Annotated in this window: 9 protein-coding genes and 3 pseudogenes; 5 read left to right on the top strand and 7 right to left on the bottom strand. The window is 70.3% G+C overall.

Going from position 1 to position 12109, the window contains the following annotated elements; translation table 11 throughout:
* Window positions 1-124: 124 nt before the first annotated feature.
* A pseudogene (locus tag ACIOWN_RS06915) lies at window positions 125-253 on the bottom strand (IS3 family transposase); the annotation flags it as partial.
* Window positions 254-444: 191 nt separating this feature from the next.
* Complete coding sequence (locus ACIOWN_RS06910) at window positions 445-1341, bottom strand: murein hydrolase activator EnvC family protein (protein WP_401980874.1); 897 nt, start codon at window positions 1339-1341, stop codon at window positions 445-447.
* 376 nt (window positions 1342-1717) lie between these two features.
* Between ACIOWN_RS06910 and ACIOWN_RS06905 the strand changes: the two genes are divergently transcribed.
* Together ACIOWN_RS06905 and ACIOWN_RS06900 are read left to right on the top strand one after the other, a co-directional pair.
* Window positions 1718-2710, top strand: coding sequence for a helix-turn-helix domain-containing protein (locus ACIOWN_RS06905; RefSeq protein ID WP_401980871.1), 993 nt, complete (start codon window positions 1718-1720; stop codon window positions 2708-2710).
* Between the two features lie 272 nt (window positions 2711-2982).
* Complete coding sequence (locus tag ACIOWN_RS06900) at window positions 2983-3606, top strand: GyrI-like domain-containing protein (RefSeq protein WP_362349583.1); 624 nt, start codon at window positions 2983-2985, stop codon at window positions 3604-3606.
* A 951-nt stretch (window positions 3607-4557) separates the two neighbouring features.
* Here the strand turns inward: ACIOWN_RS06900 and ACIOWN_RS06895 are convergent.
* Both ACIOWN_RS06895 and ACIOWN_RS06890 read right to left on the bottom strand, forming a co-directional pair.
* Complete coding sequence (locus tag ACIOWN_RS06895; protein WP_362349581.1) at window positions 4558-5058, bottom strand: hypothetical protein; 501 nt, start codon at window positions 5056-5058, stop codon at window positions 4558-4560.
* 119 nt (window positions 5059-5177) lie between these two features.
* Window positions 5178-5678 carry a MarR family transcriptional regulator gene (locus ACIOWN_RS06890; protein ID WP_362349579.1) on the bottom strand — a complete coding sequence of 167 codons (501 nt, stop codon included), beginning with the start codon at window positions 5676-5678 and terminating at the stop codon, window positions 5178-5180.
* Window positions 5679-5788: 110 nt separating this feature from the next.
* On the opposite strand from ACIOWN_RS06890, the gene ACIOWN_RS06885 reads away from it, so the two are divergent.
* The gene (locus ACIOWN_RS06885) at window positions 5789-6202 is read left to right on the top strand and encodes an organic hydroperoxide resistance protein (RefSeq protein ID WP_362349577.1); all 414 of its coding nucleotides are present in this window, start codon (window positions 5789-5791) and stop codon (window positions 6200-6202) included.
* Between the two features lie 29 nt (window positions 6203-6231).
* Here ACIOWN_RS06885 and ACIOWN_RS06880 read toward each other — a convergent pair.
* Window positions 6232-6401, bottom strand: a pseudogene (locus ACIOWN_RS06880) (IS5/IS1182 family transposase); the annotation flags it as partial.
* Between the two features lie 1036 nt (window positions 6402-7437).
* Window positions 7438-8055, bottom strand: a complete 618-nt coding sequence (locus ACIOWN_RS06875) for a TetR/AcrR family transcriptional regulator (protein WP_362349573.1) — start codon at window positions 8053-8055, stop codon at window positions 7438-7440.
* A 156-nt stretch (window positions 8056-8211) separates the two neighbouring features.
* On the opposite strand from ACIOWN_RS06875, the pseudogene ACIOWN_RS06870 reads away from it, so the two are divergent.
* Window positions 8212-9376 (top strand): annotated as a pseudogene (locus ACIOWN_RS06870) (acetyl-CoA C-acetyltransferase).
* 339 nt (window positions 9377-9715) lie between these two features.
* On the opposite strand, the gene ACIOWN_RS06865 reads toward ACIOWN_RS06870, so the two are convergent.
* Window positions 9716-10705, bottom strand: coding sequence for a DsbA family protein (locus ACIOWN_RS06865; protein ID WP_362349571.1), 990 nt, complete (start codon window positions 10703-10705; stop codon window positions 9716-9718).
* A 258-nt stretch (window positions 10706-10963) separates the two neighbouring features.
* Between ACIOWN_RS06865 and ACIOWN_RS06860 the strand changes: the two genes are divergently transcribed.
* Window positions 10964-12007: a PP2C family protein-serine/threonine phosphatase gene (locus ACIOWN_RS06860; protein ID WP_362349569.1), complete on the top strand. Its 1044-nt coding sequence runs from the start codon at window positions 10964-10966 to the stop codon at window positions 12005-12007.
* The last annotated feature ends 102 nt before the right edge of the window (window positions 12008-12109 follow it).

The raw sequence follows: 12109 nt of genomic DNA, 5'->3' as shown, positions 1-12109 counted from the left end.
ATCACCATCGAACGCCCTTCCGACGTGGTCTGTGCCTACCTCGCCACCCCTGGCAACCACATGGGCCTACACCCCTCCGGGAGTACAGAGCTACCTGTCGAGTTCGGAGTGCCGGCAGGTTCGCCTGCGACAGATAGCCCGCCGCCCGCCGGAGCACCTCGTTCTCCTGTTCCAGCAGCCGGATCCGTCTGCGGGCCTCGCGCAACTCGGCCGACTCACCCGACGTCGTTGCGGGCCTGGTGCCCTCGTCGGTGTCGGCACGGCGCAGCCACTCAGCCGCTCGGGTCGTCCGAAGCCGCCTCGTTCAGCGCCGTGATATGGGCACACCCACCAGGAGCGGGCCCCTTTCTTTCATGCGCGGGCCGAACGGTGGTACACGGCCGCGCGGTGACCGGGCTGGACCGACCACCGCACGCCGTCACGCTCGCCGCAGCAGCCTGCGGGTCAGTACCACACCTGCTGGCCCTTGGTGATTGTGTCGTAGTAGCCCTGCCCGCCGCCGAGGTGCAGCAGGTGACGGGGGCGGGCGCTCTGCCCGCCGTAGACGCCGCCGGCCGCTGTCAGGGACGCGTTGTGCACCAGGGAGAAGTGCAGGTGCGGTGCGAAGCCGCCGGTGCCGCCCACGGCGCCGATCACCGTGTCGTTGGTGATGTTCTGTCCCTTGCTCACGTAGATGGCGCTGAGGTGGCACACCACGCTCCACCAGCCGCCGCCGTGGTCGACGATCACGTACTGACCGCAGGTCTCCCAGCCGCTCGGTGCCCAGCCGGCATACAGGACCGTGCCGGCGCCTCCCGGCGACAGCGCGGGGTCGCCCTGGTTCATGCCGAGGTCGATCGCGCAGTACTGGTTCATCTTGGTTGCGGTGCTGCAGTTGACGTGGTAGCCCTCGCCGTAGTAACTGCCGTTCTGCCAGGCGTAACCGGCGCGGTTGTTGGCCGCGGAGGTGAGCGGAGTCTGCAGGTACTTGGTTGACGGCCAGTCCACGCAGCCGGCCGCAAGCGGGGGCAGGCTGCCCGCGCCGCAGTGCGGGATGCCCGGGCTGTAGCCGTCGGCGCCGACCGTCGGGGTGTTCATGTACCAGTCGTAGACCCATGTGCCGTCGCCCAGTTGGTCCCAGGTGGTGAACGGCTTGCCGTTGTACACCTTGCCGTCCACCTGGTCCCCGTTGTTGACCTGGCACACCACGTTCAGCGATGTGCCGTTGGGGACGTAGCGCAGCACATGGTTGACATGCGGTTCGCTCTGGACGGCCAGGCCCTGGCTGTCCGCTCCGGTCACCTGATAGGTGGCGGCCTGGGCGGGCGAGACGATCCCGACGACCGCGGCCGTCAGCACCACGGCCAGGACGAGGCGTGCGACCAGGCGCGCGAACGCGCCAGGCGCTGCCGCCCGTTCTGCGGCGTGTCCTCTGCGGTTGGTTGAGAGAACGGTGCGTGGTGAAGGACGTTTCACTCTGCCTCCAGGAAGCTGATGGGCGGCAGTGGTCCGCGAAGTCGGGCCGCCGGCACGTGTATAGCCTGAGGTATCTCGCCCTTCGACGGACAAAAGCGACCGGTGAACAGCACTGAACACCATGGCGTTTGTGCTCACCTCTCTTTACTGTCTTCTCTCGTGCAGAGGGCACCGTCGTCTTTCGTGCAAAGCCGTTCGCTCTCAACCGCGGTAGCGACAGTGGCGTGATCCACTCTCCAGCCAGGAGGTGGGCAGGTGAACAATGCTGAACACCACTGGGCGGGATGCGAGGAGAGCCGTGGCCGGAAAGAGGAGAGCGGCCGTGTTTTCAGACGGTCCTCGGGCAGACCTCGCATGCCGGTTGCGAGAGTTGCGGGACGGCGCGGGAGTCACTTTGCGGGCGCTGGCTCAGCGCACGGGCTACTCCCCGGCCACCCTGTCCGCGGCGGAGAGCGGGCGCAGGGCACCGACTTGGGAGGTGACGGCGTCCTTCGTCCGGGCGCTGGGGCAAGAGCCCCTGCTGTGGCGCTCGTTGTGGGAAGCAGCCCAGAGCGACGGCGTTCCGGCCGGCTCGCCCCGCCCGCCAACGACGCCGTCAACGGACGCTTCCTTTCCGGTGTCCGGTGACTGGTTGGGCGCAGCCGTCGCGGTAACCGCCTTCTCCGATTCGGTCGGGCAGCCTTCCCCCGGCTCCGCATCCACCCGGCGACGCCGGATCAGTCTCACGTCGATCGAGGTGGTCGCCGCGCTTCTCGCCGCCGTGGCTACCAGTCTTGCGTTGGGCCATCCAGACGCGGCGGCGGAGCGGTCTTCGTCAGCCCGGCACGAGGGCGCGATCCGTAACGAGTGGCGCACACTGCCGGAGGCACGGTCCACCCCCGGCTCTCCCGCGGACGCCACCGACCCCATCGAGACCGGCTGCGGCTCACCCAACGTCGTGGCACAGGTCATAACGTTCGACGAAGTCCCCTTGCGACTGTCCAACGGCATGGACTTCGGCCGGCTCCTGCTGCGCCACCAACCGCGCTGCCGCACCAGTTGGGGGCTGGTCAAGGGGCCGCACAACGCCCAGCGCCGCGTGCATATCAGCGTGCGCCGCCCCCTGGATCACATCGTCGTGACCAGTTCCTTCGCCGGGCAGAGCGTGGACAGCTACGGTCAGCAACTGTCCACGGCCGCCGGCTGCGTGTACGTGGAGGCTTTCGTCGAGACGCCCGAAGGGCGGGGACCCACGGCCCGCACACGTTGCGCCTGACAACAGCCGACGAACCGCCATGCGGAGGGACACGTGCAGCCGGGTGCCGTCGTGCCGCAGGAAGGGCCGCCCGTAGCTCGAAGACGAGCTCGGCGAAGTGTTGGCTTGTTATACCCGTGAATGCAGGATGGGGCGGGGCGGCAAGATTCGGAGCAGTGTCACATCTCCATGGTGCCGACCACCACTGACGTTCCGTCAGCCCCTCTCAACCGCCCCAAGGCCGTACGCGGGCATCGCCTGGCGATGCGCATCTCCCCGGAAGTGAGGCACCCATGGCGCCGTACGACGTGAAGCGAGAGCGGAAGGAGTTCTACGCGCCCAAGAACACGGAGTGGGCCCTCGTGGACGTTCCTGAGCAGCAGTTCATCGCCGTCGACGGTGCGGGGAACCCCAACACGGCTCCCGCCTACGCCCACGCGGTCGAGGCCCTCTACACGGTCGCCTACACCCTCAAGTTCGCCGGCAAGCGCACAGCGGGCGGTGACTTCGTCGTCGCTCCGCTGGAAGGGCTGTGGTGGGCTGACCGGCCCGAAGCCTTCACCAGCGGAGCCAAGGACGCCTGGAACTGGACCATGCTCATCAGCATGCCCTCCTGGATCACCAAGGGGATGATCGAGGACGCCAAGCAGACCGCGCTGGCCAAGAAGAAGATCCCCACGATCTCCCAGCTCCGGCACCTCACCCTCCACGAAGGCCCCAGCGCCCAGGTGCTGCACATCGGCTCCTACGACGACGAGGCACCCGTGCTGCACGAACTCCACCACTCCTACCTCGACGCCAACGGCCTGCGTCCATCGGGCCTGCATCACGAGATCTACCTCAGCGACCCCCGAAAGACCGCCCCCGAGAAGCTGAGGACCATCTTGCGCCAGCCGGTCGAAGGCCTCGACAGGTAGCCGCATGGCCGCTGCCGTGCTCGCACCCGTCCGCACGACGGCCCGCTCAGTAGTGGTGGAGCCCGGCCGGCCATGAAGCCTCAGGTCGTCTGCCGGCGCGGTCGACGGATCCCGTTCTCGCTCCACGCCGGGCCGAACCGGGACCGCTGGGAATCCTTCCCGGCGCGTAACGACCGCTGAGGGTGTCTGACCGCGCCCGCACTGTCGCAGAAACCTCCCGCAGGTGTTCGCATCCCACCCCTGGCCACGGACCGTGAGGACCGGCCTGTTCACCGAGGGTGCCGACAGCGTTCCACGGCGGCAGGCGTGGCCGGCACGACGTTCGACGGCCCGTCCGTGGCGCCTGTTGCATGGCGGGCAAGCGGCATCGACCGATCGGCCATTGAGGCGGTGAGCGCGGCGGCCGTGCTGCCGACGCCGACTGCTGCGGGAGTGACTTCAGCCCGAGCCGGGCGGCGGCGATGTCCTGCCGTCGTCCGGCTCCGCGGATGTCGGATGCGGCGCCTCCTCGAACGACTTCCGCCGCGGCAGCCTCTCCGCCTTCGCCACCCCGGCAGCAGCCCGAGCCAACTGCGCTCGCAGCTGATCGAACGCTGCCGGCCCCGACAGCTCCCGCAATCTGCGACTCCTGCTCATACCGGCCCAACGCCCCGGCACACCGCACGTAACCACAATGCACCCGAACGGAGCACCGCCGCAGGAAGATCAGCGTCCACTGCCACGGCAGTCGCTTGTAGCAGCACAGAGCGGCGCGGGTCCGAGAAAGGCAAGGTGGTCGCGGAGTGGCAGAACGCTCTGACGCCACTGCTGCCCGTGGCAGCGCGGTGGGTGGTGTAGACGCCGATCGCCACTGCGGCAGCGTCGTGCCGCGTGTGCTTGGGCGTCTGCGTCATCGTCGGCTCGTCGGTCAGCAGTCGCCCGCCCAGCGGTCTCACACCGCAATCTCCGTGTCTACTGCGGCAGGTTGGCCTTGGCCGCCTCGCGGAAGATGTCTCCGCACGTGGGGGAGGGCACCGACTCGCGGGCTGCAAGAACGGTCAGCGTATGGCGTACTTCCGTGCCCAGCCGAAGGAGTCGGAGGCTGGCCCGGCCGCCCTGGTAAGCGTGCAGGCGGAGGACTTTGACCGCGATTTCGTCGCGGTCGTCGGCGAAGGTCTCCGGGAGCCCGGCGAGTAGTTCGAAGTCTTGCTTGCCGGTCGCCGCGTCGGCCACGGCGCTGAGGGGCAGGGTCTCGAACTCTGATGCGGACGAGGAAGTGTCCACCGCGACAGCGTGGGCGGCCAAGGCCGCGAAGACCTCCATGAGTCGCTCCCCCACCGCCACGTCAATGCCCCAGAGGTGCAGCCGGTCTCGGCGGCGGTCCTGGCGCCACGGCTCCTGGTCCAGCAGTGGCAGCAGGGCGCGACCCAGGTACGCGCAGCGACGCCACAGCGTGTCGTGGTCCGAGGCCATGAGCGATCCTCTCCGCAGTAGTTGGAGGGCCTGCCGCCCGAGCCACGCAGGCCCTCCGACTTCCCACTACACGCAGGCCAGGTACAGGACGGGGGACCCCGCCTCGGCGGTTGACGGTTCTACCGCCCGGCACACGAGTCGGGAGCCTCCTCCAGGGCCGCCGCGTCGAGGGCCATGGTCAGCCGGTCGAGGCGGGTGCGCAGCTCGCGGACCTCGTCGAGGGTGAAACCGGTCGCCGCGCCGATACGGTGCGGCACCCGGAGCGCGCGCTCGCGCAGTGCAGCGCCCTCCTCGGTGAGCCGTACCTCGACCGAACGCTCGTCGCGCGCGCTGCGCTCCCGATGCACCAGGCCGGCCGCCTCCAGCCGCTTGAGCAGCGGGGACAGGGTGCCGGAGTCCAGCCGCAGATGCTCCCCGAGCCGCTTCACGGGCGTGTCGCCGTGCTCCCAGAGCACCAGCATCACCAGATATTGCGGGTAGGTCAGCCCGAGTTCCTTCAGGATCACGCGGTACACGCCGTTGAAGGCGCGCGAGGCGGCATGCAGCGAGAAGCAGATCTGGCGGTCCAGACGCAGCCACTCCTCGTCCGGCCGGGCGCTGGGCGGAACCTCGGTAGTCATACGGCCAGGATAACCGGACACCACGCCATTTGATTGTGCACAACTCAATTGTGTGCTCTACTTGTGTGCGCAATCGATTCTCGTCTCGCTTCGAGAGGACTTGGTCCCCCATGGACACGCTCTACACCGCCGTCGCCACCGCCACTCACGGCCGGGACGGCCGCGCCGTCAGCTCCGACGGCAAGCTCGACCTGCAGCTCGCCGTCCCAGTGGAGATGGGCGGCTCCGGGCAGGGCACCAACCCCGAGCAGCTGTTCGCCGCGGGGTACGCCGCCTGCTTCGCCGGTGCCCTCGGCGTGGTCGGCCGGCGGGCGAAGGTGGATGTCAGTGATGCCGCGGTCACCGGTGAGGTCGGCATCGGCAAGCAGGGCGAGGGTTTCGCGCTCGCCGTCACCCTCCGCGTCGAACTGCCCGACGGCATCGACGAGGCCACCGGCCGCAAGCTGGTCGAGCAGGCCCACCAGGTCTGTCCGTACTCCAACGCCACCCGCGGCAACATCCCGGTGGACCTCGTTGTCGAGTAGGTACTCCTAGCGGAACCAAGCCCCGCGAACCAGCGTTGGGCGCCGAGTCCGGAGCCGTGCTCGCGGTGCCGGGGCGGGCGATCAGTGGCTTCACGCCGAGATCCAGGACCAGGCGGCGGTACTTGTCCCGGTCGTAGCCGCGGTCGTCCGGCACCACGCCCGGGCGGCGTCGTGGCCGGCCGCGCTTGCCCCGCACCGGCGTGCGCCAGTACTCCGGCGGCGGCGCGTCCCCGGCCACGCCGGGCCCACGGTGCGGGGCCGGCGGCACCGCGGGGCCCGCCACTCGCGCTGCAGCCGGCGCGGCCGCCGTCCGTTCGCCGGCGAGTTGCTCGGCCGTCCGGTGCCAGGGCCCGTTCGGGGACTGAGACCGGATCGTGGGCGGCACCGGGCCCGCGACGTGGAGGTACCGGCGAAACCGCCCTGTCCCGCCCCGTCAGACGGTCAAGCCCGCGGACTCCCGCCCGCGGCCGGCGCGAGTGCGCACAGGGAGCGTCACGCCGGCGCCCCCGGCCGGCACGTTCGGAGACGGCGAGGGCTCAGTGGACCTCGACGCCCGGGCGGTCGGCCCGCACCGACCGCCCCGCGGCGCAGGAGGAGGCCCTCCTCGACCTGCTCACCCCCGCGGAGCGCGAACGGCATGCCGCGATGCCGCATGCGGCGCGCTCCCCGTACGTCACGGCCCACGCCCTGCTCCGCCTCGGTGTGGCCCGGGTTCTGAGGGTGGCACCGCATCGCCTGCACATGGCGCGGGACGCCGTCGGCCGACCGGTGGTACCCGCCGCCCCCTGGCTGCGACTGAGCCTGTCCCACACCAAGGGCGCCGTTCTGGCGGGCTGTTCGGCAACGGGCCCGCTGGGCGTGGACATCGAGCGGGTCCGCCCGGTGCGCAGGGAACGGGAGCTGGCCGCCCGCGTGCTCGACCCGGCGGACTTCTCGCGTTGGTCGCGACTGACCCGCCCGGCGGACCGGCTCGCCCTGCTGGCCCGCGATCAGCGCCGGCGCGAGCTCGCCGCTGCCACGGCACAGCACGATGTCGGGCCGGTGCTCGGCGAGCAGTTCGCGGGCCGCCACCGGTCCGCTGCACGCCCAGCTGTCCTGGACCGAGGGCACCGTGCGCAGCATGCTGGTGACCCCGCACCGTACCAACTCGTTCTCGAGCACCACGAGCACCGACGTCCGCGCCGGTCCGGGCGCCACGGCCTGCGTCTGTGTCTGCGTCTGCGTCTGCGGCATGGTCATCCCCGGTCCCGGATCAGCGCCCAGGTCAGGGCCGCGACCTCGGCCACGCTCATGCCGTCCTCGCCTTCGCCGTCGAACTCGCCACGGGCCCAGCGGCCGATGACCGCCAGCATGGCCCCGCTGAGGAAGTGCGCGCGCACCAGCAACGCCGTCTCGTCGAACGCGCCCGCGGGGGTCTCGGTCAGCAGCTGCTCGAACCAGGCCTGCGCCAGCAGGCGTTCGAGGCGGGCGGCGAAGCGTGGACTGCCGTCCTCGCCGAGCATCCGGCGGTAGACGGCGCGGTGATTGTCGATCTGTGTGAACAGGCTGACCAGATGCACCGGAGCGGTGTCGGACAGGGTGTGCTCGTCCGCGAGCAGCCGACAGGCGCGGGCCGCCTCGACCACACCCTCCATCGTCGACTCGGTGGCGTCGAGCAGCAGGTCCTCACGGTCCTTGTAGTGCAGGTAGACCGTGGCCCGGTTCACCTCCGCGCGCTGGGCGATGTCGCTCATGGTGATGCTGTCCAGGTCCTTGTCCATCGAGAGGTCCAGGACGGCGGTACGCAGCAGCGCCCTGGTCCGCCGGGCGCGAGGGTCGAGTGAGGTGCCTCGGGTGCTCGAGTTGTTCGCCATGGGGCCACGGTTCCACATCGCGTGACGTAAATGCAACGCCTGTTTGTTAAGCGACATGTGTCGTACAGTCGGGGAGAGTCGGCCGCGCCAGGCCGTGCGCAATCCCCGCAGACCTTCCTCCCTTCTCTCTGACAAGGAACAGTCGAGATGAGCGCGATATCCCAGGCCTACATCGTCGACGCGGTACGCACCCCGGTCGGCCGCCGCAAGGGCGGCCTCGCGGGCGTCCACTCCGCGGACCTCGGTGCCCACGTCCTGAACGCCCTGATGGACCGCACGGGCATCGACCCCGCCGCCGTCGACGACGTCGTCTTCGGCTGCCTCGACCAGCTCGGCTCGCAGTCCGGGGACATCGCCCGCACCAGCTGGCTGGCCGCCGGACTGCCGGAAAACGTGCCGGGCGTCACCGTCGACCGCCAGTGCGGCTCCTCCCAGCAGGCCGTGCACTTCGCCGCGCACGCGGTCATGAGCGGCCTGTCGGGGCTCGTCGTCGCCGGCGGCGTGCAGAACATGTCCCAGATCCCGCTCACCGCGGCGGCCCTCGTCGGCGGCCAGTTCGGCCACCCGGACCCCTACTCGGGCTCCCGCGGCTGGCGCAAGCGGTACGGCGACCAGACCGTCAGCCAGTTTCCCGCCGCCGAGCTGATGGCCCGCCACTGGGACATCTCCCGCGCGGAGATGGAGGAGTTCGCCCTGGCCAGCCACCGCCGGGCCGCCCAGGCGGTCGACTCCGGCTGGTTCGAGCGCGAGATCGAGCCCTACGACGACGGCGAGCACGCCCTCGCGGTTGACGAGGGCCCCCGCCGTGACACCAGTCTCGAGTCGATGGCGCAGCTGAAGACCCTGGACCCCGCGGGACGGATCACCGCCGCCACCGCCTCCCAGATCTCCGACGGTGCGGCCGCCCTGCTCATCGCCTCCGAGGAGGCAGTGCGCGAGCACGGCCTGACCCCCCGGGCCCGTATCCACCGGATGACCGTCCTGGGCGACGACCCGATCATGATGCTCAAGTGCCCCGATCCCCGCCACCCGCAAGGCACTCGCGGACGCCGGCCTCACCGAGGACGACATCGACGCCGTCGAGATCAACGAGGCCTTCGCCTCCGTCGTCCTGGCCTGGCAGCGTGAGATCGACATCGCACCGGAGCGGGTCAACCCCGTCGGCGGCGCGATCGCCCTCGGTCATCCCCTCGGCGCCACCGGCGCCCGGCTGATGACCACGATGCTGCACCACCTGGAACGCACTGGCGGCCGCTACGGCCTGCAGACCATGTGCGAGGGCGGCGGCCAGGCCAACGTCACCATCGTCGAACGCCTCTGACAAACACCCGGGCGGCCCCGGCACCTCACCGGCGGTTTCCACCAGGGCGCCGCGGACGGGTTCGGGGTGCGGCCAGGGGCAGGTGCGGGAGCGCAACGCAGCGGGCGGCGCGGTCGACCGGGGTGCCGATCGCCGAGGCGCCGTCCTCGCCGATGACCGCACGGGCACCGGGACGGCGCAGAAGGCGGCACCATGGAGTTGATCGATGGTGCCGCCCTGTTCTTGCCCGACGCGTTGCGTCCGTTACGCCGGCGCGGTCCGAACCTTTTTCCGCGCGCGCACGAGACGGCATGGGCGTGGGCTCACGCGACGACGTCACCGGGCGAATGCCGACGGAGGTCAGCCGGCCCTGCCGTACTCGGGATTCATCGCCGCGGCGATCCGCAGATGCGGCGCGGCCTCCTCCCGCGCCCCCTGACGCTCCAGGGTCCGGCCCAGCAGCAGCCGGACGTACGCGTCGTCAGGGTTCTCCGCCACCAGCGTCTCCAGCCCGCTGCGTGCCCGCGACAGCTGCGCCGAGTGGAAGTGGGCACGCGCGGCGAGCATCCGTACGCTCCGCTCCTCGGGGTACTCCGCCATCAGCGCGCCCAACAGCGTCAGGCAGCCCAGCGGATCGCCCTTGTCGAGCAGCGCCTCGGCCAGCCTCAGCCGCTCGACCTCGGCCGGCAGTTCACGCCGCGGCTCGGCCACGGCCCGCGCCACGAACCGCGCGATCACCTCGGGTGCGTGCGCCCCGGCCAGCGCCTCCCCGCCGATCACCAGGGTCGGCGAGGTCGTCACCCCGATCGCCTTGCCCCGCAGCAGGGTCTCCCGTACGTACTGCTCCGCCCCGCCCTCGCCCAGAAGCCGGGCCCCCTCGGCGAACCCGGCCGCGGAGGCGATCTCATAGAGCGTCTCCGCCAGGCTGATGTCCCTCTGCTCCACGAAGTGGGCCCGCAGCACCCCCTCCAGTACGACGTCCTGAAGGGCGGCTCCACCCTGTTCGTACGCCAGGGCGATCAGTCGGTGCGCATCATGACTCGAGGGCCGCCACGCGGCGCCCCAGCGCGGTCCAAGCCCCTCGGCGGCGGCGATCTCCGAGACCCTGACCCGGTTCTCGGCTGCGGTCATCCCGGACGCGCAGCCTTGCAGCGCCGCATCCACCACCGGATCCCGCAGCACCTCCTCCAGCGGCTTCGCCCGCGCAGGCGCCATCGGGTCGATCCGGAACGGCCGCCACACCACCTCTACGGGCTCGCCGTCCCACTCCTCGAGCGCCACTGCCAGCCGCCGTTTGCCGATGTACGCCCAGGCGCAGACCACGTCCGCCCACACTTCGATGTGCCTCATGCCCCCAAGTTATTCAACGCGTGTCGCTTATTCAACATCCGTCGCACATGCTGACCGGAAAGGGAATCGCCTCCGGCGTGAACGCTGACCCTCCGCCACCGGGGTGTCGGCGGGCTTGGGGTCCGGTCGCTGTGGGGCGGGATGCGTCGGAGACTGGATATGAGAGCTCGCCGACGCCCCGCCCAGGAGCACAGGAACGGCAGGGTAATGACACGCGATCGCGCACCTCTGGTCAGCTGGAGCCGATGGCCTTTTCTCGTGCCTGCCGCGGTGCTCCTCGTCGCGGTCGTCGTCGACGTACTGACCCCGTCAAAATTCAGTGTGTTTCCGCTGCTGTCGGCAGCCCCCGTACTGGCCGCCCCCGTGTACTCGTTGGCGGGCACGATCGCCACCGGTATCGCGGCAGAGCTGATCGGGACAATCCTGACGTACTCCAAGAAGGGGGACGTAGCCTTTACCGACTACGCCGTCCAGTTCACGAGCATCGCGGTCCTGACCCTTCTGGCCGCGATCCTCAACCAGGTAATGGCCAGAGACCGCAAACAGTTGAAGGACACCCGCGAGGTGGCCGAGGCCGTCCAGCGAGCGGTGCTCCCCGCCTCCCCTGACCGGGTCGGGCCGCTGGACGTGGCCTCCCGGTACCGGGCCGCTGCGAAGGAGGCCGCCATCGGCGGCGACCTCTACGCCATCCATCCCACACCCGACAGCGTTCGGATGATGATCGCCGACGTGCGGGGGAAGGGACTGGGGGCGGTCCAAACCGTCAACAGGCTGCTCGGCACCTTCTACGAGGCCGCGACTCACATCCCCGGCTTGACCGACGTGGTCGACCGGCTGGAGGAGCTCATGCAGAGGGTCAATGCCGAGACGGAGGAAGGCCTTGAATCCTTTGCCACCGCCGTCCTCATCGACGTCCCCGACGACGGCTCCGCCATATACGTGATCAATCTGGGACACCCTGCGCCGCTCCTCGTCCACCGGGGCCGCGCGAGACCACTGGAGCCGGCCGCCCCGTCCCTGCCCCTGGGCCTGGGCAACCTGGGCCGCAACCGGGTACCGGTCGATCGGTACACACTGCCGCACGACGCGACCCTGGTGCTGTTCACTGACGGCCTGGTGGAGGCACGCGACCGCCACGGCACCTTCTACGACCCCGTGCCATTCCTGTCCCGTCCCCTCCCGGCGGACCCCGGTGTGATCCTGGACGCTCTCCTCGCCGACCTGACCCGGTACACCGAAGGACACCTGGACGACGATGCCGCCCTCATGGCCGTCACCCGCCCGCCGGACGCGTCCGGATGACGCCGCCGGAGCGCTGACGAGGCGCAGGGCGAGCGCGGGTCGCTTGCAGCTCGGCCCGCTCACCACACCCCGGACGCGTTGGACCGGATGGTGAGCGACGCA

Source organism: Streptomyces sp. NPDC087787 (genome assembly GCF_044743035.1).
GTDB lineage: Bacteria > Actinomycetota > Actinomycetes > Streptomycetales > Streptomycetaceae > Streptomyces.
This window is presented reverse-complemented; position numbering and strand designations above follow the sequence as displayed.

Excerpts from the sequence above, each read along its gene's own strand:
- ACIOWN_RS06905 (WP_401980871.1), top strand. The coding sequence starts at position 1,718 with ATGCTGAACACCACTGGGCGGGATGCGAGGAGAGCCGTGGCCGGAAAG.
- ACIOWN_RS06900 (WP_362349583.1), top strand. The coding sequence starts at position 2,983 with ATGGCGCCGTACGACGTGAAGCGAGAGCGGAAGGAGTTCTACGCGCCC.
- ACIOWN_RS06895 (WP_362349581.1), bottom strand. The coding sequence starts at position 5,058 with ATGGCCTCGGACCACGACACGCTGTGGCGTCGCTGCGCGTACCTGGGT.
- ACIOWN_RS06890 (WP_362349579.1), bottom strand. The coding sequence starts at position 5,678 with ATGACTACCGAGGTTCCGCCCAGCGCCCGGCCGGACGAGGAGTGGCTG.
- ACIOWN_RS06885 (WP_362349577.1), top strand. The coding sequence starts at position 5,789 with ATGGACACGCTCTACACCGCCGTCGCCACCGCCACTCACGGCCGGGAC.
- ACIOWN_RS06875 (WP_362349573.1), bottom strand. The coding sequence starts at position 8,055 with ATGGCGAACAACTCGAGCACCCGAGGCACCTCACTCGACCCTCGCGCC.
- ACIOWN_RS06865 (WP_362349571.1), bottom strand. The coding sequence starts at position 10,705 with ATGAGGCACATCGAAGTGTGGGCGGACGTGGTCTGCGCCTGGGCGTAC.